This is a genomic window from Azospirillum sp. OGB3, assembly GCF_014192915.1.
Taxonomy (GTDB): domain Bacteria; phylum Pseudomonadota; class Alphaproteobacteria; order Azospirillales; family Azospirillaceae; genus Azospirillum.
The window spans coordinates 1-24919 of sequence record NZ_JACHYN010000004.1; the positions used below are offsets into that span (position 1 = coordinate 1).

General features: G+C 69.5%; 15 protein-coding genes. 13 read left to right on the top strand and 2 right to left on the bottom strand.

The window, feature by feature from the left end; genetic code table 11:
* Window positions 1-339: 339 nt before the first annotated feature.
* Window positions 340-1155 (bottom strand): IclR family transcriptional regulator C-terminal domain-containing protein, encoded by an 816-nt coding sequence (locus tag FHW79_RS10370; RefSeq protein WP_348984107.1) that lies wholly within the window; start codon window positions 1153-1155, stop codon window positions 340-342.
* A gap of 248 nt (window positions 1156-1403) precedes the next feature.
* On the opposite strand from FHW79_RS10370, the gene FHW79_RS10375 reads away from it, so the two are divergent.
* The 7 genes from FHW79_RS10375 (at window position 1404) to FHW79_RS10405 (ending at window position 10115) form a co-directional block, all read left to right on the top strand.
* Window positions 1404-2174 carry an enoyl-CoA hydratase/isomerase family protein gene (locus FHW79_RS10375; RefSeq protein ID WP_183178853.1) on the top strand — a complete coding sequence of 257 codons (771 nt, stop codon included), beginning with the start codon at window positions 1404-1406 and terminating at the stop codon, window positions 2172-2174.
* 112 nt (window positions 2175-2286) lie between these two features.
* A complete protein-coding gene (locus FHW79_RS10380; RefSeq protein ID WP_183178854.1) occupies window positions 2287-3357 on the top strand; it encodes an ABC transporter substrate-binding protein in 1071 nt (356 codons plus the stop codon).
* Between the two features lie 29 nt (window positions 3358-3386).
* Window positions 3387-4490 (top strand): ABC transporter ATP-binding protein, encoded by a 1104-nt coding sequence (locus FHW79_RS10385; protein ID WP_183178855.1) that lies wholly within the window; start codon window positions 3387-3389, stop codon window positions 4488-4490.
* Window positions 4487-6256, top strand: a complete 1770-nt coding sequence (locus tag FHW79_RS10390) for an ABC transporter permease subunit (protein ID WP_183178856.1) — start codon at window positions 4487-4489, stop codon at window positions 6254-6256. The genes FHW79_RS10385 and FHW79_RS10390 overlap by 4 nt, the downstream gene beginning before the upstream one ends.
* Window positions 6257-6295: 39 nt before the next feature.
* On the top strand, window positions 6296-7825 hold the full coding sequence (locus FHW79_RS10395) for an AMP-binding protein (RefSeq protein WP_183178857.1): 1530 nt from the start codon (window positions 6296-6298) through the stop codon (window positions 7823-7825).
* 116 nt (window positions 7826-7941) lie between these two features.
* A complete protein-coding gene (locus tag FHW79_RS10400) occupies window positions 7942-9645 on the top strand; it encodes a methyl-accepting chemotaxis protein (RefSeq protein WP_183178858.1) in 1704 nt (567 codons plus the stop codon).
* Window positions 9646-9761: 116 nt separating this feature from the next.
* A complete protein-coding gene (locus FHW79_RS10405) occupies window positions 9762-10115 on the top strand; it encodes a hypothetical protein (RefSeq protein WP_183178859.1) in 354 nt (117 codons plus the stop codon).
* A gap of 37 nt (window positions 10116-10152) precedes the next feature.
* Here FHW79_RS10405 and FHW79_RS10410 read toward each other — a convergent pair whose 3' ends face one another.
* Entirely contained in the window at window positions 10153-11646 is a 1494-nt protein-coding gene (locus FHW79_RS10410; protein WP_183178860.1) for an acetyl-CoA hydrolase/transferase family protein, read from the bottom strand.
* A gap of 280 nt (window positions 11647-11926) precedes the next feature.
* On the opposite strand from FHW79_RS10410, the gene FHW79_RS10415 reads away from it, so the two are divergent.
* The 6 genes from FHW79_RS10415 to FHW79_RS10440 all read left to right on the top strand — a co-directional run bounded on the left by FHW79_RS10415 (window position 11927) and on the right by FHW79_RS10440 (window position 24744).
* The gene (locus tag FHW79_RS10415; protein ID WP_183178861.1) at window positions 11927-13105 is read left to right on the top strand and encodes an aminotransferase class I/II-fold pyridoxal phosphate-dependent enzyme; all 1179 of its coding nucleotides are present in this window, start codon (window positions 11927-11929) and stop codon (window positions 13103-13105) included.
* A 325-nt stretch (window positions 13106-13430) separates the two neighbouring features.
* Window positions 13431-14783 carry an MdtA/MuxA family multidrug efflux RND transporter periplasmic adaptor subunit gene (locus tag FHW79_RS10420; RefSeq protein WP_183178862.1) on the top strand — a complete coding sequence of 451 codons (1353 nt, stop codon included), beginning with the start codon at window positions 13431-13433 and terminating at the stop codon, window positions 14781-14783.
* A gap of 24 nt (window positions 14784-14807) precedes the next feature.
* Complete coding sequence (locus FHW79_RS10425; RefSeq protein ID WP_183178863.1) at window positions 14808-17909, top strand: MdtB/MuxB family multidrug efflux RND transporter permease subunit; 3102 nt, start codon at window positions 14808-14810, stop codon at window positions 17907-17909.
* A complete protein-coding gene (locus FHW79_RS10430; protein ID WP_183178864.1) occupies window positions 17906-21181 on the top strand; it encodes an efflux RND transporter permease subunit in 3276 nt (1091 codons plus the stop codon). Before FHW79_RS10425 ends, FHW79_RS10430 begins: the two co-directional genes overlap by 4 nt.
* 176 nt (window positions 21182-21357) lie before the next feature.
* A complete protein-coding gene (locus FHW79_RS10435) occupies window positions 21358-22842 on the top strand; it encodes an efflux transporter outer membrane subunit (RefSeq protein WP_183178865.1) in 1485 nt (494 codons plus the stop codon).
* 228 nt (window positions 22843-23070) lie between these two features.
* Window positions 23071-24744 carry a GMC family oxidoreductase gene (locus FHW79_RS10440; protein ID WP_183178866.1) on the top strand — a complete coding sequence of 558 codons (1674 nt, stop codon included), beginning with the start codon at window positions 23071-23073 and terminating at the stop codon, window positions 24742-24744.
* Window positions 24745-24919: the final 175 nt, after the last annotated feature.

The following is a 24919-nucleotide window of genomic DNA, read 5'->3' on the forward strand; positions in this document are numbered from 1 at the left end:
AGTCCCACCCGGAACCGGTCCGCGGCCAACGGTCAAAACCGCCGCCTGCGCATCCCTTCTCACAACACGGTATCAACGATATCCAAGATCCCGCGACCCTCATCGAGGACCGCTGCCCGTCTTGCGCTGCGCTACCGGAGTTCGGTGCGGCGCGTCGGGGCGCTTTATCTAGAAGATCCGAAGCGGTCTGTCAAGCCTTTGTTTTCACGCCGGCCGACTTTACTTCGTCTCGTCTTCGGCATTTCTGCCGATCCCTTGCCGCCGTCGCGCTTCTCAGCGGCCCCGGCGTCGTGGGAGCCGGGTTATAGGCGGGTTGGATGAGCCCGGCAAGAGCTTTTTTCATCGCCGTCCATTTTTCCGCGGCGGGGCCGGACGGCCGATGGTGGAGATTGACGACGACGCGGCGACGACCAGCGGGGCGAAGCGCTCCTCCGCCTCCTGCGGGGTGAAGCGCGAGCGCGAGACGGCGATGTTGATGGCGCCGATGGGAGCGCCCGCCGGACCGACGACGGCCGCCGCGATCGACAGGTCGCCGTGGTAATACTCCTCAAAGGCGGTGGCGTAGCCGAGATCGGCGGACCGCTCGATCTTCGCCAGCAGGTCCTCGCGCTTCCAGGTGGTGTTCGGCGTGTAGGGGTGTAGGTCCATGCGGTCGATCAGATCGATGGCCTCCTCCATCGGCATCCGTGACAGCATCGCCACCCCCGGCGCCGTGCAGTAGGCGGGCATCCGCATCCCGAGGACGACGTCGGTGTTCAGCACGTGGCGGCTCATGAAGCGCGACACGAAGACGATTTCCGTGTCGTCCAGCATGGTCAGATTGATCGTCTCCTCGGTCGTCTTGCTGAGATGCATCAGGTAGGGCATCGAGCGTTCGAGCAACCCGTTGCCGCGCAGGTAATGATGGCCGAGATCGAGCGTCTTGACCGTCAGCTCGAACCGCTTCGTCTCCGGGTCCTTGTGCAGGTAGCCCAGCTTTTCCAACGTGTGGGTGAAGCGCTGCGCCGCGCTTTTGTCCAACCCGACGATCGAGGCGATCTGGGTCAGGCTCATCGTCGGGCGCGCCGCGTCGAACGCGTTCAGCACGCGGAACGCCTTCTCCACGGACATCACCATCAGGGGATCGCCGGCGCGCGCGGCACCACCCTCCTTCACCGAGGCGTCCGCAACGACGGTTGCGGATTCCGTGTCTGACTGTCGGGAAGACGGACGGCGCGGAGCCATGGCGATCGGTCCTGTGGTTGGTGTGCGAGAGATACCGTTGACAGGTCTAGCAAAGCAAGCCAAGCTATTCAATACCAAGTATCGTATTGCAATACGACGCGCCGCCCCGAGGGGCGCCGGAACATCCGCCCGGCACATCCGCAAGGCGCGCGAAACGCCCCGCTTACAGGAGTGGTCCCGTGTTCAAATTCATCCTCACCGAGGTCCGCGGCCCGGTCGGCATCATCACGCTGAACCGTCCGGAGATCCTGAACGCCTGGAACGCCGCGATGCGCGACGAGCTGGTCGTCGCCTTCGACCAGTTCGAGACCCAGGACGGCGTGCGCGCGATCATCCTCACCGGGGCCGGGGACCGTGCCTTCGGCGCCGGGCAGGACCTGAACGAGACCAAGACCTTCGACGCCGACCGCGCTGAGGAGTGGGTGGCGGAATGGGAGCGCCTCTACCACCGCATGCGCACCCTGTCGAAGCCGCTGATCATCGCGTTGAACGGCGTCGCCGCCGGCTCCGCCTTCCAGGTCGCCCTGCTCGGCGATTTCCGCATCGGCCATGCCGGGGTGCGCATGGGCCAGCCGGAGATCAACTCGGGCATCGCCAGCACCACCGGCCCGTGGATCATGAAGGAGATGATCGGTCTGGCCCGCACCATGGACCTGACGCTGTCCGGCCGGCTGATGGACGCCGAGGAGAGCCACCGCATCGGCCTGATCAACCGCATCGTCCCGCAGGACCGCGTCATGGCCGAATCGCTGGCCCTGGCCGAGGAGCTGGCCGCCAAGCCGCCGGTCGCCATGCGCCTGGACAAGCAGCGGTTCCGCGAGATGACCGAGGCCGGCTTCCGCGACGCCCTGGCCGCCGGCGTGCGCATCCAGCGCGAGGCTTACGCGTCCGGCGAACCGGCCCGGATGATGGAGGAGTTCCTCGCCAAGCGCGCCGCGAAGCGCGCGTAAGGCAGACACCCAATCCAAGGGCGCAACGATCCGCCCGCCCGCGCCGCCACGGCGGCGCTCATCCACCGGGGCAACAACAGAGACGCCCCGGCCGCAGAACAGGGAGTTTCACATGAGCAAGTCCTCCTTCTCCATGGGTCGCCGCAGCCTGATGAAGGGAGCCGCCGGCGTCGCGCTGGGCGCCGCCCTGCCCGCCGGGCTGCTGCGTCCGGCCTTCGCCGCCACGCAGATCACCGTCGCCGACCCCGGCGGCCCCTACAGCCCGGCCTTCCGCAAGTCCTTCTACGACCCGTTCGAGAAGGCGACCGGCATCAAGGTCGTCAACGTCGCCCGCGAGGCGGAGCCGACCGCCCAGTTCAAGGCCATCGTCGAGACCAAGTCCTACACCTGGGACGTCTGCACGCTGACCCTGTCGGCGCGCGACATCCTGATGAAGCAAAATCTGCTGGAGCCGCTGAACTTCGCGGCGGCGGACGTCCCCGGCCTGATGCCGGACTCGCTGACCAGCCATTGGATGGGCACCGACGTCTATTCGACCATCCTCGGCTACCGCGCCGACAAGTTCGCCTCCAACGCCCCGCAGAGCTGGGCCGATTTCTGGAACGTCGAGAAGTTCCCGGGCCGCCGCTCGCTGCGCAAAAACCCGATCGACACGCTGGAGCAGGCGCTGCTGGCCGACGGCGTGCCGCTCGACCAGCTTTACCCGCTCGACGTCGATCGCGCCTTCAAGGCGCTCGACCGCATCAAGCCGCACATCGCCGTGTGGTGGACCGGCGGCGCCCAGTCCAGCCAGCTCATCCAGAGCGGCGAGGTCGACATGATCGCCCTGTGGAACGCCCGCGCCCAGGCGGTGATCGATGGCGGCGCCCCGGTGAAGATCAACTGGAACCAGGGCCTCTACTCGATCGAGGGCTGGGGCATCCCGCGCGGCAACCCGCGCGCCGACGCGGCCCGCCAGTTCATCAAGTTCTGCGCTGACCCGTCCCGTCAGGCCGTCTTCACCGAGGTCCTGGCCTACGGCCCGACCAACCTTGAGGCCTACAAGAGCATTCCGAAGGAGCGCGCCCCGGCGCTGCCCACCTTTGAGGACAACCTGAAGGTGATGACCATCGCCAAGGAGGATTGGTGGGGCGCCAACCGGTCGAAGATGAACGAGCGCTTCAACGCCTGGATCCTCGGCTAAGCCCGCCTTCGGAAAGGAGACCCGCCGCCATGCTCTCACCGCTCGCACAGGCGCGGACAGCGCCGGTCCAGGCCGGGGCCGCCGCCACGCCGAAGCTGCTGGTCGACGGCCTGACCAAACGGTACGGCGCCATCACGGCGCTGGAGCCCACCCGCCTGGAGGTCCCGGCGGGCGAGTTCCTGACGCTGCTCGGCCCGTCAGGGTCCGGCAAGACCACGCTTCTGCAGATGATCTGCGGGCTGGTGGAGCCCAGCGGCGGGCGTATCCTGATCGATGGGCAGGACGAGACCCGGACTCCCGTCCACAAGCGGGACATCGGCCTCGTCTTCCAGCATTACGCCCTGTTCCCGCACCTGACAGTGGCGGAGAACATCGGCTTTCCCCTGCGCATGCGCGGCGTCGCCCCGGCGGACCTGACGCGGCGCGTGACGGAGGCGCTGGAGATGGTCCATCTCGGCCATCTCGCCGGGCGCTTCCCCAAGGAGCTGTCCGGCGGGCAGCAGCAGCGCGTCGCCCTGGCGCGCTGTTTCGTCTACCAGCCCTCGGTCATCCTGATGGACGAGCCGCTGGGGGCGCTCGACAAGAAGCTGCGCGAGCACATGCAGTACGAGATCAAGCGCCTTCACCGCGAGACGGGCGCCACGATCATCTACGTCACCCATGACCAGGAAGAGGCCCTGGCCATGTCGGACCGCATCTGCCTGATGAACCACGCCCGCATCGAGCAGCTCGGCACCCCGCACGACATCTATGCCCGCCCGAAGACCGCCTTCGCCGCGGACTTCATCGGCGTGTCGAACATCTTCCGCGGACAGGTCCGGCGCGACGGCAGCGGGGCACCCATGCTGGTCACCGGCAACGGCAGCTTCCGCCTGTCCGCCGATACGCCGGACCGTCCGGACGGCACGCTGGTCGTCCGTCCCGAGCAGCTCGACATCGACGGCGACGGCGACAACGAGGTGCGCGGCGAGGTGGTGGACACCGTCTATGCCGGGTCCGAGACGCGCGTCCTGGTGTCGCTGGGCGGCGAGGAGACGATCACCGTCCGGCTGCGCCGCGGCACCGCCCCGCCGCGGCTGGGCGAGGTCGTCGCGGTGCGCTGGCGCGCCGACGCCGGGGTGCTGGTGTCATGAGCGCCGCCACCCTGAACCATGACGGCGCCTTCGCCGCGGCGCGGCGGCGGCTGCGCTTCGGCCCGCTGTGGCTGGCCGCCCCCGGCCTCGCCTTCCTGGCCATCTTCTTCCTGTTCCCGGTGCTGCGGCTGCTCGGCCTCAGCGTCCAGGACCTGGAGACCTCGGCCTGGACCGGCGACCATTACGCCCGCATCGTCGCCACGGACGTCTATTTCCGCGTCCTGATGAGCACCTTCCGCATCGCCGGGCTGACCGCCCTGCTGTCGTTGCTGTTCGGCTACCCGCTGGCTTACTGGCTGGCGCAGCTGCCGGAGCGCCAGCGCGGGCTGGCGATCCTGGCGGTGATGGTGCCCTTCTGGACCAGCTATCTGGTGAAGACCTTCGCCTGGATGGTCATCCTGGGACGCACCGGCGTCATCAACCAGATCCTCTCCGGCACCGGGATGTCGCCCCTGCCGCTGCTGCACAACGAGTTCGGCGTGATGGCCGGCATGGTCCACGCCATGCTGCCGCTGGCCGTGCTGACCATGCTGCCGGTGATGACCACCATCGACCGCCGGCTGGTCCAGGCGGCCGAGACGCTGGGCGCGCCGCCGGCCAACGCCTTCTGGCTGGTCTATTTCCAGCTGTCGCTGCCCGGCGTGGCCGCGGCGGGGCTGTTGACCTTCATCTCCTCGCTGGGCTTCTTCATCGTGCCGGCGCTGCTCGGCGGGCCGCAGCAGACCATGCTGGCGCAGCTCATCATCACCCAAATCCAGGAGATGCTGAACTGGGCCTTCGCCGGCGCGCTGGCCACCTTCATGCTGGTCGCGGCGCTGGTCACCTGCTGGGTCTACGACCGGCTGTTCGGCCTGTCCTCCCTGTCGGGAGAAACCTCCGGGCGGACCGGCGGCGGCCAGGGCCACCTGCGCAGCGCCGGTATGAAGATCCTGTCGGCGCTCGCCAAGGCGTCGTCGGCGCTGGGTGGGCCCGTGGGACGCGCGCTCGGGCCGAAGATGATGGACCGGCTGCTGCCGCTCTATTCCGCCCTGGTGATCGTCTTCCTGGTCGCCCCGGCGCTGGTCGTGGTGCCCATCGCCTTCACCACCTCGCCCTTCCTCGACTTCCCGCCGCCGGGCTACGGGCTGGAGTGGTTCCGCGTCTACTTCAACTCCGACCTGTGGGTGTCGGCGACGATCCGCTCTTTCGCGGTGGCCTTCGCCACGGCTGTCCTGGCGACGCTGGTGGCCGGCTTGGCCGCGCTGGCGCTCGCCCGCTCCTCCTCGCGCTGGCGGGGGGCGATCTTCGCCTTCTTCCTGGCGCCGATGATCGTGCCGCGCATCGTCATCGCGGTCGGGCTGTTCTACCTGTTCGCCCAGATCGGGCTGGTCGCCACCGACCTCGGCCTCATCATCGGACACACGGTGCTGGCCCTGCCCTTCGCCTTCGTCGCCATCTCCGCGGTGGTCAAGGGGCACGACTGGCGGCTGGACCAGGCGGCGGCGACACTGGGGGCGAACCGCTTCCGGACGCTGATGCTGGTCACCGTTCCGCTGATCCGCGGCGGTCTGGTGGCGGCCTTCCTGTTCGCCTTCATCACCTCCTTCGACGAGCTGACCGTGGCGATCTTCGTCAGCGGCGGCGTCAAGACCACGCTTCCGAAGCAGATGTGGGACGACATGATCCTCCAGTTGAACCCGACGCTGGCCGCCGTGTCCGTCGTGGTCTTCGCGATCGTGATGGCCCTGCTGCTGATGGCGGAATGGCTGCGCCGTCCGGCGCGCTGATCCGCAACCAACCGATCAAACGCATTCGAGATACGCATCATGTCCGATTTCGAAGAAGGGTTCGTCCGCCTGTTCACGCAGGCGGCCCGGACCGGACGCGCCCGCCTGTTCGCCCGCTTCAACGGCGAGGCCCTGAGCTTCGCCACGCTCGACCGCCAGTCCGACGGCGTGGCGGCGGAGCTGCGGCGGCTGGGGCTGAAGCCCGGCGACCGCGTGGCGCTGATGCTGCGCAACAGCCCGCTGGTGCTCTCCACCCTGTTCGGCCTCGCCAAGGCCGGGCTGGTTTGGGTGCCGATCAACGCCCAGCAGCGCGGCGAGGGCCTGCGCTACATCCTGGAGCACTCGGACCCCGGAGCCATCGTCGCCGAGGCCGAATTCCTGCCGGTGATCGCCGAGACGGGCGCGGTGCCCGCCGGCACGCCGCTGATCGTCCAGGGCGATCCGGCGGCGGCGCTGCGGCTGGAAGCCCTGCTGGAATCCGACGCCGCCTTCGAGGAGGCGCCTCCCGCCCCCGACGACACCTTCGCCATCATGTACACCTCCGGCACCACCGGGCGGCCCAAGGGCGTGCTGGTGTCGCACCGCATGATGCGGCTGGCCGGCGAGGCGGTGGCCCGCGTCTCGGCCGCCCGCGACGGCGACGTGCTGTTCGTGTGGGAGCCGCTGTACCACATCGGCGGTGCCCAGATGATCGTCATGCCGCTGATCCGCGGCGTGTCGCTGGCCATGGTCGACCGCTTCAGCGCCAGCCGCTTCTGGGACCAGGTGCGGGAGTACGGGGCGACCCACATCCATTACCTGGGCGGCATCCTGCAGATCCTGCTGAAGCAGCCGGTTTCGCCGCGCGACCGCGACCACCCCGTGCGCATCGCCTGGGGCGGCGGCTGCCCCAAGGAGACCTGGACGCCCTTCGAGGAGCGGTTCGGCGTGCAGATCCGCGAATGCTACGGCATGACCGAGGCGTCGAGCATCACCACCTGCAACGACGAGGGCGTGGTCGGCGCGGTCGGCCGCCCAATGCCCTGGTTCACCGTCGAGCTGCTGGACGGCGCGGGCAAGCCGGTGCCGCAGGGCGAGCGGGGCGAGATCGTCGTCCGCACCGACTGGCCCGGCGCCATCTTCGCCGGTTACTTCCGCAACCCGGAGGCGACGGCCCGCGCGCTCAAGGACGGCGCCCTGCACACCGGCGACCTCGGCTCGCTCGATGAGAGCGGCACGCTGCTGTTCCACGGTCGGATGACCGACAGCGTGCGCTGCAAGGGCGAGAACGTCTCGGCCTGGGAGGTGGAGCATGTGGCGGCCACCCATCCCTCCGTCGAGGACTGCGCCATCATCGGTGTCGCCGCCGACGTCGGCGAACAGGACATCAAGCTCTTCGTGAAGCCGAAGGCCGGGGCGACGCTGGACATCCCTTCGTTGTCCGGCTGGCTCGGAAAACAGCTCGCGCCCTACCAGAATCCGCGCTACATCGCGGTGGTCGAGGAGTTCGAGCGCACCCCCAGCCAGCGCATCATGAAGCACAAGCTGTCCCCGGCCTTAGACGGCTGCTGGGACCGGCTGGCCGGCTGACGGCGCGTCTCACCTCCCCCCGCATGCCGCAAGGCTGCGGGGGAATTTTTTGGACCCGGCTCCTGGCGCCCGCGCCGCCCCACCGATCGAGCCCGCTTTACTGGAAAGCCTTGGACATGCCGCTGCACCGCTGGTTCTCGAACCGCAAGTTATTGCACAAGATCCTCGTTCCGGTTCTTGTTCTGCTGATCGTCATCGCCAGCCTCGTCTGGACCGCCCGGAGCGCGATCTCCGATCTGACAAGCTCAACCGCCCGCATCACCGAATTGGTCGCCGACCGGCTCGGCGCAACCATCGCCGTGCAATCCGCGCTGGGCGACGCCATGGACACCGAGGCGAACGCCATCGTCGCCTCGTCCCGCGAGGCCATCGACGCCGCCAACGCGCAGCTCACGGCCAACATCGCCAAGGCCCTGTCCGCCATCGACACGCTGGCCGAAGCCTACGACGACCCGGCGGAGCGCGAGAGCATCCTGGCCATCAAGTCGATCGTCGGGGAGTATGAGCGCGTCGCCCAGACGACCGTGCAGCTGGCCCGCGGCTTCGACACCGACGGCGCCATCCGCGTGTCCATCGACGTCGGCCGCCCCGTCCGGCAGAAGCTGACCGCCGCCCTCGGCGAGCGCGTGGAGCAGGGCATGGCCGAGACGCGGGAGGCCGAGAAGCGCGCCACCGCGCTCTCCCAACAGGTCATGACCCGGCTCTACACGGTGGCGGGCGTCGGCGTGCTGTTCGCCTTCGGCCTGCTGGGCTCCATCCTGCTGTTCTTCGTCGTTCGTCCGCTGCACCGCCTGACGTCGGAGATGACCTCGATCGCCGCCGGCGACCTGACCGTGTCCATCCAGGGCACCGAACGCACGGACGAGGTCGGCCTGCTCGCCCGCGCGCTCCAGGTCTTCAAGAGCAACGGACTGGAGATGCGGCGCCTCCAGGAGGAGAGCGACGCGCAGAAGCGCCAGATGGAGGCCGACCGCCGCGCCGCCATGCTGGCGCTGGCCGACCAGTTCGACGCCAACGTGCAGGGCGTGGTGCAGGCCGTCTCGCAGGCCGCCCGCCAGCTTCAGAGCAACGCACAGACGATGACCGGCGCCGCCGAGACGACGACGGAGCAGGCCTCTTCGGTCGCCGCCGCGACGGAACAGGCGTCGGCCAACGTCGCGACGGTCGCCGCGGCGTCGGAGCAGCTCGGCAGCTCCATCGGGGAGATCGGCCGTCAGGTCAACGGTGCTGCGACGGTCGCCCGCGACGCCGTGACCGAAGGGGAACGGACCAACGCGCTGGTCGAGCGGCTGGCCAGCGCCGCCCAGAAGATCGGCGACGTCGTCAACCTGATCCAGAACATCGCCAGCCAGACCAACCTGCTCGCGCTGAACGCGACCATCGAGGCGGCGCGCGCCGGCGAGGCCGGCAAGGGCTTCGCCGTGGTGGCGGGCGAGGTCAAGGCGCTGGCCACCCAGACCTCCCAGGCGACCGAGGAGATCGCCAGCCAGATCACCGAGATCCAGGCGATCACCGAAGGCACCGTGACGGCCATCCGCAACATCGCCCGGACCATCGCCGACGTGGACGCCATCGCCGGCGCCATCGCCGCCGCCGTGGAAGAGCAGACCGCCGCCACGCACGAGATCGGCCGCAACATCCAGCAGGCCGCCCAGGGCACCCGGCTGGTCTCCGGCAACATCGGCGGCGTCAGCCAGTCGGCGACCGATGTGCGCGAGGCCGCCGCGGAAGTGTTGGACGCCGCGAACAGCCTGTCCCGCGACTCCGACCTGCTGCGCGACGAGATCCACGGCTTCATCGCCCGGGTCCGCGCCGGCTGATTGACCGGCGGAGCGTGACCCTCGCGTGACCATTGTCGTGTCGCGCGGGGGTGGCGCCCCCAACGGCCGAATTCGTGGTAGCATGGCGCTCCACAGTCGGAAGCCTTTGGAACCCCATGCCGAGCCTGTCCAGCGGCCTCAACGCCCTCATCGACACGGTCCTGCGCAGCCACCCGTCACTGCGGGTGCTGCCGGTGTCCCGCTACACCCGGGACCAAGCCGCCGCCTACGCCGCCGCCAACGGCCGGGCCATCGCCCACGCCGTCGACGAGCGGGGGCGGCAGTCGCTCCTGGTCGCCCTGACCGGGCTGGACTATGTGAGCGTCTGCGACCTCGACCACGACCTGACGGTTCCCGCCGAACAGCCGGTGTCACTGGTCGTGCCCGAGTTGCGCAGTGGGCTGCTCGCCCGCTTCACCCCGCGCACCGCCGGGGACGTGTGCCGGATCGTCGAAGCCGTCTGCCCCTGATCCGCACACGCCCCCATTAAGGCCCCCGTCAAGGCACTCAGGCCGGCTGCATGCTGCCCGTCTGCTGGTAGCGCAGGTGCCAGGAGAAGGCCTCCTCCAGCAAATGCGGCGTGTGGCCGCCGCGCTGGAGCGCCCGGCGGTGATAGTCCAGCGCCAGCTCGCGGTAGCTGGGATGGACGCAGTTGCGGATGATCGTCTCCGCCCGCTCGCGCGGGGCGAGGCCGCGCAGGTCGGCCAAACCGGTCTCGGTCACCAGGACGTCCACGTCGTGCTCGTTGTGGTCGGTGTGGGTGACCATCGGAACGACGCTGGAGATCTTTCCATCCTTCGCCAGTGACTTCGTGACGAAGATGGCGAGGTGGGCGTTGCGCGCGAAGTCGCCGGAGCCGCCGATGCCGTTCATCATCTGCGTGCCGTTGACATGGGTCGAGTTCACGTTGCCGTAGATGTCGCACTCCAGCGCCGTGTTGATGCCGATCACGCCGAGGCGGCGGATGACCTCCGGGTGGTTGGAGATTTCCTGCGGGCGCAGCAGCAGCCGGCCCTTGTAGCTGCCGATCCGCGGCAGGACCTCCGCGTACTTTCCGGCGCTCAGCGTGATCGAGGAGCCCGAGGCGAAGGTCAGCTTGCCGGCGTCGAACAGGTCGAAGGTGCTGTCCTGCAGGACCTCGCTGTACATGGTCAGGTCGTGGAACGGGCTGTCGATCATGCCGTGCAGCACCGCGTTGGCGATGGTCCCAATCCCAGCCTGGAGCGGATTCAACGAACGGCCCAGCCGGCCCTGCCGCACCTCGCGGTCGAGGAACTCGATCAGGTGGCCGGCGATGTCCCGGGTCTCGGCGTCCGGCGGCAGGATGGTGGCACTGCTGTCCTGCTTGCGCGTCACCACGATGGCCGCGATCTTCGACGGGTCGATGGGGATGTAGGGCAGGCCGGCGCGGCTCTCCGCGGTCACCACCGGGATCGGCTCGCGGAAGGGGCGGCGCGTCGGGATGTAGACGTCGTGCATCCCCTCAAGGTCGAGCGGCTGGGTCAGGTTCAGCTCGACGATGATCTTCTCGGCTAGGATGGCGAAGGTCGCGGAGTTGCCGATCGAGGTGGTGGGGACGATCCCCCCGGTCTCGGTGATCGCGCAGGCCTCGATCACCGCCACGTCCACCGGCCCCATCTGAAGGGAGCGCAGAAGCTCGACCGTTTCCGACAGGTGCTGGTCGACGAACATCACCTCGCCGCGGTTGATCGCCTTGCGCAGCACCGGGTCGGCCTGGAACGGCAGGCGGCGGGCCAGCACCCCGGCCTCCGTCAGGATGCGGTCCACGTCGTTGCCGAGCGAGGCGCCGGTCATCAGCGTGACCTTCAGCCGCTCCGTCGCGGCGCGTTCGGCCAGCGCCAGCGGCACCGCCTTGGCGTCACCGGCGCGGGTGAAGCCGCTCATGCCGATGGTCATGCCGTCACGGATCAGCAGGGCCGCCTCTTCCGGCGTCACCACCTTTCCCCACAGGGACTTCAGGCGAATACGGTCGCGGTACATGGTTATCCTTTGCACGTTCTCGGGCGTTTGTTGCCTGCGGAAATTGTTCGGCGGACGATTCACTCGTTTTATTATTGAGGTCCGTCATAGGCCCGGATTTCGCAGCGCTGCAATTGCCGGTCGGTCATATCAGGGTGTCCTAATGGGCATGAATGGCCGCCCTGCACCATCGTCCTTCAATCGCCCGGTTGTGCCCCGGCACCGCCCTGGGGCATATGGATGGGTCTTCCGCCGTGAGCCCTTCCGGCCAACGGGAAAGCCTGCCAGGGAGCCTCCGCCGATGCGTTTCTCGTCCCTCACCGACCGCATCCGCGGCGACCGCGTCGCGGCCTGGGACATCCATTTCGCCGCCTGGACCGCCAAGGGGCGCGGCGAGGACGTGATCGTGCTGAGCGTCGGCGACCCGGATTTCGACACGCCCGCCCCGGTGCGCGACGCCGCCATCGCCGCCCTTCACGCCGGCGACACCCACTACACCCCGATTCCCGGCCGTCCGGAGCTGCGCGCCGCGCTGGCCCGCGACGTGGCCCGCCGCACCGGCATGGCCGTCGAACCGGAGAACGTCATCGTCTGCGCCGGGGCGCAGAACGGTCTGTTCAACGCCACCCTCTGCCTCGTCGAAGCGGGGGACGAGGTGCTGGTGCCCGAGCCGATGTACCTGACCTACGAGGCCTGCGTCCGCGCGTCGGGTGCTACGCTGGTCCCGGTGGCTCCGGACGCCGCCACGCTGCGGCTGGACCCGGCGACGCTGGCCGCCGCGGTCACCCCGCGCACCCGCGCCATCTTCCTGGCGACCCCCGCCAATCCCACCGGCATCGTCATGTCGATGGAGGAGTTGGAGGCCGTGGCCGACCTCGCCCGCCGCCACGATTTGTGGGTGGTCGCCGACGAGGTCTACGCCAGCCTGACCTTCGACCGACCGCACATCAGCATCGCCACCCTGCCCGGCATGGCGGAGCGCACGGTGACCATCAACAGCCTGTCCAAGTCGCACGCCATGACCGGCTGGCGCGCCGGCTGGGTGGTCGCCCCGGCGCCTCTGGTCGCCCATATGGGCACGCTGGCGCTGTGCATGCTCTACGGCCTGCCGGGCTTCGTGCAGCAGGCGGCGCTGGTCGCCGTCGAGCAGGGCGACGAGGCGGTGGCGGCGATGCGCGAGGGCTACCGCCGCCGCCGCGACATCGCGCTGGAGGCGCTCGGCTCCGTTCCCGGCCTGCGCTGCCTGAAGCCGGAGGCCGGCATGTTCATGCTGATGGACGTGCGCGGCACCGGTCTGCCGACCATGGAGTTCGCGTGGCGGCTGTTCCGCGAGACCGGCGTGTCGGTCCTCGACGCCGGCGCCTTCGGCCCGGCGGCGGCCGGCTGCGTCCGCCTGTCCTTCGCGGTCGGCGAGGCGGAGCTTGCCGAGGCCTGCCGCCGAATCGCCGCCTTCGTGTCGGGGTTGGCCTCAGGGGCGTAGCATCGGGCGTAGTATCCCTCTCCCGCCCCGGGAGAGGGTGGCGCCAAAGGCGCCGGGTGAGGGTCGTGCGAGGATCGCTCAACTCATCCTTGGCAGCACCCTCACCCTTCCCACGCCTGCGGCGCGGGCCCCTTCCCTCTCCCGGGGCGGGAGAGGGGGTTTTCAGCACCCCTCGACGCTGTTACCGAGCGTTACAAATCTAATCCCTTCTGGACATATTCTGCGCGCGACGCCGTGATAGCGTCCCGGCGGGATCGGGGCCGGGCCGCCGGCCGCCTTCCCGACGCGACTTTCCGGACGACGCCCGCAGGCGATGAAGGACCCGATGGATTTGGACACGCCCCTGAAACCGCCGCCCGCGCCCGGGCCGGACAGTCCCGCCACGGCGGCGCCGCAAGCCCGCCGGGACCGGACGGAGCCCGAGGCCCAGCGAACCGAGGCCCCGGGGCGCCGTTCGATCCTGGGGCGGGTGCTGGCGTGGCTGGTGGTGCTGGCGCTGATCGGCGGCGGGGTGTGGTGGTTCGCCTTCCGCCCGGCGCCGGAGACGGCGGCGCGCGGCGGTCCCGGCGGGTTCCGGCCGGGCATGCCGACCGCCTCGCCGGTGGTCACCGCGACGGTCGAAAAGGGCGACATGCCGATCCGGCTGAACGGGCTGGGCACCGTCTCGTCGCTCGCCACCGTCACGGTGCGTCCGCAGGTCGGCGGCCAACTCACCCAGGTCGCCTTCACCGAGGGGCAGGCCGTGCAGAAGGGCGACTTCCTGGCGGAGGTGGACCCGCGCCCCTTCCAGCTCGCCGTCGAGCAGGCCGAGGCCCAGCTTCTGCGCGACCAGGCGCTGCTGAAGAACGCCCGGCTGGACCTGGAGCGCTACCGCCTGCTGGTCAAGCAGGACTCCATCGCCAAGCAGCAGCGCGACACCCAGGAATCGTTGGTTCAGCAATATGAGGGCACGGTGAAGGCCGATCAGGTGGCGGTGGAGAACGCCAAGCTGAACCTGTCCTACACCCGCATCACCGCCCCCGTCTCGGGCCGCGCCGGCCTGCGGCTGGTCGATTCCGGCAACTACGTCACCGCGGGCGAGGCCGGCGGCATCGTCGTCATCACCCAGGTGCAGCCGATCTCCGTCCTGTTCACCCTGCCGGAGGACAACATCCCGGCGATCATGGCCCGGCTGCGCGACGGGGCGACCCTGCCGGTCACCGCCTACGACCGGACGCGCGACCGCGTGCTGGCGACCGGGACGCTGACGACGGTGGACAACCAGATCGACGTGACCACCGGCACGGTGAAGCTGCGCGCCCAGTTCGACAACGCCGACCAGTCGCTGTTCCCCAACCAGTTCGTCAACGTCCAGCTTCTGGTGGACACGCTGGCCGGCGTGCCGATGGTCCCGGTGGCGGCGGTGCAGCGCGGGGCGCCCGGCACCTACGTCTATGTGGTGAACGGGGCGGACAGCACGGCCTCGGTCCGTCCGGTGACGCTGGGCGCCAGCGACGGGGCGAAGACCGTCATCACCCAGGGCTTGCAACCCGGCGAGACGGTGGTGATCCAGGGCGCCGACCGGCTGCGCGAGGGCGCCAAGGTCGCGGCGACCGAGGGCTCGGCCCAGCCGGCGCTTCCCACCCCGTCCAGCGAGGGGCCGCACCCGCAGCGCCGTCCCCAGCGCAACGCGTCGTAACGCGCGCCTCCGCGAACTCCGGCCATGAACATCTCCCACCCCTTCGTCGTCCGTCCGGTTGCCACCTCGCTGCTGATGCTGGCGATCCTGCTGGTGGGGGCGGTGTCCTACCGCTTCCTGCCGCTGTCGGCGCTGCCGGCGGTGGAATACCCGACGATCCAGGTTCAGACCTTCTTCCCCGGCGCCAGCCCGGAGGTGATGACCTCCTCGGTCACCGCCCCGCTGGAGCGCCAGCTCGGCCAGATGCCGGGGCTGGTCCAGATGTCCTCGGTCAGCGCCGCCGGGGCATCGGTCATCACGCTCCAGTTCGGGCTGGAACTCAGCATCGACATCGCGGAGCAGGAGGTGCAGGCGGCCATCAACGCCGCCGGGAACCTGCTGCCTTCCGACCTGCCCGCCCCACCGATCTACGCCAAGGTCAACCCGGCGGACGCGCCGATCCTGACGCTTGCCCTGACGTCGAAGACGCTGCCGCTGACCCAGGTGCAGGACCTCGCGGACAGCCGCTTCGCGCAGAAGCTGTCGCAGCTCCCCGGCGTCGGTCTGGTCAGCCTCAGCGGCGGGCACCGGCCGGCGGTGCGCATCCGCGCCAACGTCCAGGCGCTGGCCGCCTACGGGCTGAACATCGACGACCTGCGCAGCACCATCAACACGGCCAACGTCAACTCGCCCAAGGGCACCATCGACGGGCCGACCCGCAACTACACCATCAACGCCAACGACCAGCTCCGCCGGGCCGACGAGTACAAGGACCTCGTCGTGGCCTACCGCAGCGGCGCCCCGGTGCGCCTGTCCGACGTGGCCGAGGTGCTGGACAGCGCCGAGAACACCCGGCTGGGCGCCTGGATGAACGACACGCCGGCCATCCTCCTGAACATCCAGCGCCAGCCCGGCGCCAACGTGATCGAGGTGGTGGACCGGGTGAAGGAGATGCTGCCCAACCTGACCGCCGCCCTGCCCGGCTCGGTCGAGGTCGCCGTCCTGACCGACCGCACCGTCACCATCCGCGCCTCCGTCGAGGACGTGCAGATGGAGATGATGGTGGCCATGGGGCTGGTGGTCCTGGTGATCTTCCTGTTCCTGCGCAACATCCCGGCGACGGTGATCCCCAGCCTGTCGGTGCCGCTGTCGCTGGTCGGCACCTTCGCGGTGATGTATCTGGCGGGTTTCAGCCTGAACAACCTGTCCCTGATGGCGCTGACCGTCGCGACCGGCTTCGTCGTCGACGACGCCATCGTGATGATCGAGAACATCGCCCGCCATGTGGAGCGCGGCGAGCCGCCGCTCCAGGCCGCGCTGAAGGGGTCGAAGCAGATCGGCTTCACCATCGTGTCGCTGACCGTCTCGCTGATCGCGGTGCTGATCCCGCTGCTCTTCATGGGCGACGTGGTGGGCCGGCTGTTCCGCGAGTTCGCTATCACGCTGGCCGTCACCATCCTGATCTCCGCTGTCGTCTCGCTGACGCTGGTGCCGATGCTCTGCGCCAAGCTGCTGCGCCACCGCGAGCCGAGGGAGATGTCCGCCATCGCGCGGCGCAGCGAGGCGTGGTTCGACGCGGTGATCGCCGGCTACGCCCGCACGCTGCGCTGGGTGCTGGACCGCCAGGGGGCGACGCTGCTGGTCGCCGTGGGCACGCTGGCGCTGACGGTGGTGCTCTACACCGCCATCCCCAAGGGCTTCTTCCCGGCGCAGGACACCGGCCTGATCCAGGGCGTGACGGAGGCCACGCAGTCCGTCTCCTACGCCGCCATGGCGGAGCGGCAGCGGGCGCTGGCGGTGGCGGTGCTGAAGGACCCCGACGTGGTCAGCCTGTCCTCCTTCATCGGGGTGGACGGCACCAACACCACCATGAACAGCGGGCGCCTCCTCATCAACCTGAAGCCGAAGGAGCAGCGGACGGACCATGTGGCCGACATCATCCGCCGCATCCGCCAGAACACCGCCGCCGTCCCCGGAATCGAGCTGTTCATGCAGCCGGTGCAGGACCTGACCATCGACGCCACGGTCAGCCGCACCCAGTACCAGTTCGTCCTTGAGGACGCGAATCCCGAGGAACTGCGCGTCTGGGCGCCGAGGCTGCTGGACCGGCTGGCCGCGGTGCCGGAGATCACCGACGTCACCAGCAACCTTCAGGAGAAGGGGCTGTCGGCCGCCATCACCATCGACCGCGACACCGCCGCGCGCTACGGCGTCACCACGGCGGCCATCGACAACGCGCTCTACGACTCCTTCGGCCAGCGCATCGTCTCCACCATCTTCACCCAGGCCAACCAGTTCCGCGTGATCCTGGAGGCCGACCCGGACCGGATGACGGTGGACCAGCTTCTCACCTCCATCCATCTGCCCTCGGCGGGGGGCGGGCAGGTGCCACTGGCCGCCTTCGCGCGGATGGAGGTGCGCAACGCGCCGCTCCAGATCAACCATTTCGGGCAGTTTCCGGCGGTCACCGTCTCCTTCAACCTGGCGCCCGGAGTGTCGCTGGGCGCCGCGGTCAAGGCCATCGAGGCGGCGGAGCAGGAACTCGGCCTGCCGGCCAGCGTGCTGACCCGCTTCCAGGGCGCGGCACTGGCCTTCCAGGCGTCGCTGGGCAACCAGCTTCTCCTGATCCTGGCCGCCATCGTCACGATGTACATCGTGCTGGGCGTCCTCTACGAGAGCTACATCCACCCGATCACGATCCTCTCCACCCTGCCCTCGGCGGGCGTCGGGGCGCTGATCGCGCTGATGCTGGCCGGGCACGACCTGGACATCATCGCCATCATCGGCATCATCCTGCTGATCGGCATCGTAAAGAAGAACGCGATCATGATGATCGACTTCGCGCTCGACGCCGAGCGGGAGGAGGGCAAGCCCCCGCGCGAGGCCATCTATCAGGCCTGCCTGCTGCGCTTCCGGCCGATCCTGATGACCACCATGGCGGCGCTGCTCGGCGCCCTGCCGCTGATGCTCGGCACCGGCACGGGGTCGGAGCTGCGGCAGCCGATGGGCGTGTCGATCGTCGGCGGGCTGATCCTCAGCCAGCTTCTCACCCTCTACACCACGCCGGTGATCTATCTGGCCTTCGACCGGCTGGCCGCGCGCCTACGCGGGCGTCCCGACGGACAGGCGGAAGGGGCCGCGCGATGAGCTGGGCCGCCAACCTGTCGGCGCCCTTCATCCGGCGGCCGGTGGCGACGACGCTGCTGACGCTCGGGCTGGCGCTGGCCGGCGCCCTGGGCTTCGTCGGGCTGCCGGTGTCACCGCTGCCGCAGGTGGATTTCCCGACCATCTCGGTCACCGCTTCGATGCCCGGCGCCAGCCCGGAGACGATGGCGGCCAGCGTCGCGACGCCGCTGGAGCGGCATCTGGCGCAGATCGCCGACGTGACGGAGATGACCTCCTCCAGCTCCGCCGGATCGACGCGCATCACGCTCCAGTTCGGGCTGAACCGCGACATCGACGGCGCGGGCCGCGAGGTGCAGGCCGCCATCAACGCCGCCCGCGCCGACCTGCCGTCCAGCCTGAGGAGCAACCCGACCTATCGCAAGGTCAACCCCGCCGACGCCCCGATCATGATCCTGACCATGACCTCGGCGACGCTCAGCCAGGGGCAACTCTACGATTCCGCGGCGACCGTGCTCCAGCAGAAGCTGTCGCAGGTCGAGGGCATCGGGCAGGTCAGCATCGGCGGCAGCTCGCTCCCCGCCGTGCGGGTGGAGCTGAACCCCCGCGCCCTGTTCCAGTACGGCATCGGGCTGGAGGACGTGCGCGCCGCCATCGCGTCGGCCAACGCCAACGCCCCCAAGGGCGCCGTCGAGGACGGGGAGCTGCGGTTCCAGATCTACACCAACGACCAGGCGCGCAAGGCGGAGGAATACCGGTCGCTGGTCATCGCCTACCGAAACGGCGCCGCCGTCCGCCTGTCGGACGTGGCCGAGGTGTCGGACAGCGTGGAGGATCTGCGCAACGCCGGCATCACCAACGGCAAGCCGTCGGTCCTGCTGATGCTGAACCGCCAGCCGGCGGCCAACATCATCGAGACGGTGGACCGGGTGAAGGCGATGCTGCCGGAGCTGCGCGCCTCCATCCCCGCCGACATCGACCTGTCGGTCTCCAGCGACCGCACCACGACCATCCGCGCCTCGCTGGCCGAGGTGGAGCACACGCTGATCATCGCCGTCGGGCTGGTGGTGATGGTGGTGTTCCTGTTCCTGCGCAACGCGCGGGCGGCGCTGATCCCCAGCGTGGTCGTGCCGGTGTCGCTGGTCGCCACCTTCGGCGCCATGTATCTGCTCGGCTACAGCCTGAACAACCTGTCGCTGATGGCGCTGACCATCGCCACCGGCTTCGTGGTGGACGATGCCATCGTCGTGCTGGAAAACATCGCCCGCCACATCGAGAACGGCATGTCCCGCACACAGGCGGCGCTGCGCGGCGCGCGGGAGGTGGGATTCACCGTCCTGTCGATGAGCGTGTCGCTGGTCGCCGTCTTCATCCCGATCCTGCTGATGGGCGGCATCGTCGGGCGGCTGTTCCGCGAATTCGCCCTGACCCTGTCCATCGCCATCCTGGTCTCGATGGTCATCAGCCTGACCACCACGCCGATGATGTGCGCCGTCCTGCTGCGCGAGCCGCGCAAGGCCAGGGAGCCGGGCCGCGCCATGGCCGCCCTACGCCGGGTCGGGGCGCGGATCGGCGCCCAAATCGGTGGCGGCACGCTGCGCCTCTACGACCGGACATTGACGGCGGCGCTCGACAACAGCCTGCTGACCATGGTGGTCTTCGCAGCGACCGTGGCGCTCAGCATCCATCTCTTCACGATCATCCCCAAGGGCTTCTTCCCGCAGCAGGACACGGGCCGGCTGATCGGCTTCGTCGTGGCGGACCAGAGCACCTCCTTCACGCTGATGAAGGAGAAGATGGAGCGCTTCGTGGCGCTGGTGCAGGCCGACCCGGCGGTGGACACGGTGGTTGGCTACACCGGCGGCAGCCGGACCAACAGCGGCTTCATGGCCGTGTCGCTGAAGCCGCTGGCGCAGCGCGACGTCACCGCCGACGCGGTGATCGCCCGGCTGCGCACCCAGCTCACCCAGGTCCCCGGCGCGAATCTGTACCTCTCGGTCATGCAGGATCTGCGGGCGGGCGCGCGGCAGTCCAACGCAAATTACCAGTTCACGCTCCAGGGCGACACGCTGGACGAGTTGCAGACCTGGGCGCCCCGCCTGACCCAGGCGCTCCAGCAGGTGCCGGAGCTGACGGAGGTGAACTCCGACCAGCAGCAGCGCGGGCTGGCGCTGGAGGTGACGGTGGACCGCGACGCCGCGGCGCGGCTGGGCCTGTCCTTCAACCAGATCAACAACACGCTCTACGACGCCTTCGGCCAGCGCTCCGCCTCGACCATCTACAACCCGCTGAACCAGTACCGCGTGATCATGGAGGTTGCTCCCCAGTACCGCGAGGACCCGGAGATGATGAAGGACATCCTCATCAGCAAATCCGGCGGGGCGGTCAGCGGGACGCAGGCGACCAGCGCCATCGCCGGCGCCGCCACGGCCGACACCGAGGCCGCGCGCAACCAGCGCATCAACCAGATCGCCACCACCGGCCGCACCGCCGCCTCCACCGGGTCGGCGCTCAGCACCGGCGTGGAGACGATGGTCCCGCTCTCGGCCATCGCCCGCGTCTCGCTGGAGAACACGCCGCTGTCGGTGAACCACCAGGGGCCGTTCGTCGCCACCACCCTCTCCTTCAACCTCGCCCCCGGCGTTTCGCTGGGCGAGGGGCTGACCGTGATCCGCCACACCATGGACCGGATCGGCGTGCCGACGACCATCCAGGGCAGCTTCCAGGGCACCGCGCGGGTGTTCCAGCAGTCGATCGGCGACCAGCCGGTGCTGATCCTGGCGGCGCTGCTGGCCGTCTACATCGTGCTGGGCGTGCTCTACGAGAGCTACATCCACCCGCTGACCATCCTGTCCACCCTGCCCTCCGCCGGGGTGGGGGCTCTGATGGCGCTGATGGCGCTGGACAAGGAGCTGAGCATCATCGCGCTGATCGGCGTGATCCTGCTGATCGGCATCGTCAAGAAGAACGCGATCATGATGATCGACGTGGCGCTGGAGGCGGAGCGGAGCGAGGGGCTGGACCCGCGCACGGCGATCCACCGCGCCTGCCTGCTGCGCTTCCGCCCGATCATGATGACCACGGTCGCCGCCCTGCTGGGCGCGCTGCCGCTGGCGCTGGGTTCCGGCGACGGGGCGGAGCTGCGCCAGCCGCTGGGCATCGCCATCGTCGGCGGTCTGGTGGTCAGCCAGATGCTGACGCTCTACACGACGCCGGTCACCTACCTGTACCTCGACCGCTTCCGGCTGTGGTGCCGGCGGCGCTGGCGGCGCCCCGAGGCGGGTGTCACGGCATGATGGCCGCTTTCGTCGATGAGTCCCTCTCCCGCCCCGGGAGAGGGTGCCCGCGACAGCGGGCGGGTGAGGGTCAAGACACCTATCCTCGGCAGCACCCTCACCCTTCCCACGCCTGCGGCGCGGGCCCCTTCCCTCTCCCGGGGCAGGAGAGGGGATCGACTGCGGATGGACCTGACATGACGACGATCATTGGGCGGCGCGCCCACCTCCTGGGCACGGCGCTCGGCACCCTCACCCTGTTGTCGGCCTGCGCGGTCGGACCGGATTACGAGCGGCCCTCCGCCGCCGTGACGCCGGCCTACAAGGAGGCCGGCGTCACCCCCGTGGCCTTCGCAGCTCCTCCTGTCCCAGGCGACGACGGCTGGCGCCCCGCCGCCCCCGGACAGGCGGAGGCCGGACCCTGGTGGACCGTCTTCAACGACCCGGTGCTGGACGGGCTGATGCGCCGGGTGGAGGTCGACAACCAAAGCCTGAAGGCGGCGGAGGCCGCCTACCGGCAGGCGAAGGCGCTGTCGGACCAAGCCCGCTCCGCCTTCTTCCCGATTCTGTCGGCCAGCGGCGGGGCGGACCGGGTGGGAGCTGTCGGATCGGGCAACCGCAACGTCTCCGGCACCGGCGTCAGCCGCAGCGGAACCCCCGTGACCACCTACGACGCCGGGCTGGGGGCGAGTTGGGCGCCGGACCTGTGGGGCCGCATCCGCCGTTCGGTGGAAAGCAACGACGCCAACCTCCAGGCCAGCGCCGCCGACCTCGCCGCCGCCCGCCTGTCGGCGCAGGCGCAGCTCGCCACGGCCTACGTCCGGTTCCGCGTGGCGGACGAGCGCAAGGCGCTGCTGGAACGGGCCATCGCCGCTTACCGCCAGTCGCTGGAGATCGCCCGCAACCGTCACGCCGTGGGCACGGCGACCCTGGCCGACGTCTTCACCGCCGAGACCCAGGTCCGCTCCACCGAGTCGCAGCTCGTGGCGCTTGGGGTGCAGCGCGCCCAGTTCGAGCACGCCATGGCGGTGCTGGTCGGGCAGGCGCCCGCCGCCTTCGCGCTGGCCCCGGCGCCGCTGACCGCAGCGGTCCCGGCGATCCCGCCCGGCGTGCCCTCCGCCCTGCTGGAACGCCGTCCGGACATCGCGGCGGCGGAGCGGCAGATGGCCCAGGCCAACGCCCAGATCGGCATCGCGGAGTCGGCTTGGTACCCGGACGTGGTGCTGTCCGGCTCCCTCACCAACAGCGCGACGATCCTGCCCCGGCTGCTCCAGGCGCCCACGGCGCTCTGGGCGGTCGGGGCGCAGGTCGCCCAGACCCTGTTCGACGGCGGCACGCGGACGGCCGAGGTGGAGTTGCGCCGCGCCGTCTTCGACCAGAGCGTGGCGCAGTACCGCCAGACCGTGCTGACCGCCTTCCAGGAGGTCGAGGACCAGCTCGCCGCCCAGCGCATCCTCGCCCAGCAGGCCGCCGTGCAGGACGATGCGGTGCGGCTGGCGCGCGAGGCGGAGCGGCTGACCCTGAACCAGTACCGGGCCGGCACCCTGCCCTACAGCAGCGTCCTGACCGCCCAGACCGCCGCCCTGTCGGACGAGGAAAGCGCCCTGTCGGTGCGGCAGAGCCGCCTGCTGGCCGCGGTGCTGCTGCTCCAGGCGTTGGGGGGCACTCCGCCGAATTTTTAATCCGGGAAAAGACTGGACTACCCCTTTGGACTCCGCGTCGGAAGGGGTGCGGGGAAAGGGCGACCAATCCTTTGAAGAAACGGGTAAAATCAGCGCGAATGCTGACGAGGGGGGTGATGCAGGGGCAATCCCACTGGACGGGCTAGCCCGCAATTTCAGTAACGGCGCTAGGAACTTGGGATTTATCTGAGTCCCGTGCGTTCAACCCCAAAGAAAAGCAGGCGCAGCATGATCCTCGATGCTCGCTCGGTGTCCTCGGGCACCAACCTTGAAGCGGACCTCTGCATCGTCGGCGCCGGCGCCGCCGGGCTCGCCATAGCCCGTGCGCTGGCTGGTTCGCGCTGGAAGATCGTCCTTCTGGAAAGCGGCGGGCTCGACCCCGACGGCCACACCCAGTCGCTCTACGCCGGCGAGAATCTCGGCCTGCCCTACGAGCGCCTGTCCACCGCGCGCAGCCGCTACTTCGGCGGCAGCACCAACTGCTGGGGCGGCTTCTGCCGGCCCTTCGAGCCGATCGACATGGAGGCGCGGCCCTGGGTGCCGAACAGCGGCTGGCCCTTCGGGCCTGAGATGCTGGCCCCCTACTACGCCCGCGCCCACAGCCACCTGAACCTGCCGTCGAACGTCTACGACAACGGCCATTGGGAACAGACCCTGGCGCCGGACGGGATCGAGCTGCTGCCGGTCGAGGGCGGCGCGCTGGAGAACCGCGTTGCCCAGATCAGCGACCAGCCGCGCGTCGGCGTGACCTCCGTCGACGAGATCGTCCAGGCCGCGAACATCGCCTGCTACCTGAACGCCAACGTCACCGAGTTCGAGACCAACGACTCCGCCACGGTGGTCGAGCGGGTGCGCTGCGCCGCGCTCAGCGGGACCCGCTTCACGGTCACCGCGCGGCAGTTCGTCCTGTGCTGCGGCGGCATCGAGAACGCCCGCCTGCTGCTGCTGTCCAATCGGGTGCAGAGCGCCGGGCTGGGCAACGGCCACGATCTGGTCGGGCGCTACTTCACCGACCACCCGCGCATCAAGGCCGGCTCCGTCCGCCTGACCGATCAGGCGCGGCACCGCCGCCTCTACGACATGACGCTGACGCTGTCGCGCCGCCGGCTGAACGCCAAGCATCTGCCGGTTTCCGCCTCCCTGTCGCCGACGGTGGAGACGCAGCGCCGGCTGGGGCTGATGAACTCGCGCAGCTATCTGGTGGCGCAGTACCATGGCGAGGCGACCGCCGGGGTGCGGGCGCTGCACGACCTGCGCATGCTGATGTCCGACCGCCGCAAGTTCGGCCACGCCGAGGGCGACCTGAAGGCCCTGCTGCGCGAGGCGGTGCCGCAGATCGCGCTGCATCTGCCGAACCTCGCCTACGCGCTGTTCGACAATGTGGTGAATCCGGCCTGGGTGAACCGAAGCTTCCTGCTGGAAACCATCGTCGAGCCGGTGCCCAACCCGGACAGCCGCGTCACCCTGGCGGCGGAGCGCGACGCACTGGGCCTCAACCGGGCCGACACGGTGTGGCGCCTGACCGAGCAGGATCGCGACAACTTCCTGCGTACCAACGAGCTGGTGCGGACGGAGCTGACCCGCAACGGCCTGATCACGGTGACCGAGGCCGACCCGCAGGAGGCCGCCGAGCGCGCCTGGGCGGAGCGCATCTCCTGGTGCTGGCACCATATGGGCACCACCCGCATGCACGACGACCCGAAGCAGGGCGTGGTCGACGCGCGCTGCAAGGTGCACGGGATGCACAACCTCTACATCGGTGGCAGCTCGGTCTTCCCCAGCATGGGCTGCGACCACCCGACCATCAACCTCGTGGCGCTGGCCTTCCGCCTCGCCGAGGAGGTGTCGGCCCAGCTTCAGCACGACCGCGCCGTCACGCTGGAGGGCCAGCAGGCGGCGTGATTTACCGGTCCGGCACGGGCGGGGAGCGATCTTCCCGCCCGCAACCCCCAATCCCCGCCCCAATCCGGGTTGACCGAGAAATCAACTCAACTACTCTTGGGCCAAGAACGGTTCGAGGGACAAGAGACGTTGGGGACGGGGATGGCGGACGATATCGGGACGGGAAATCCGGACC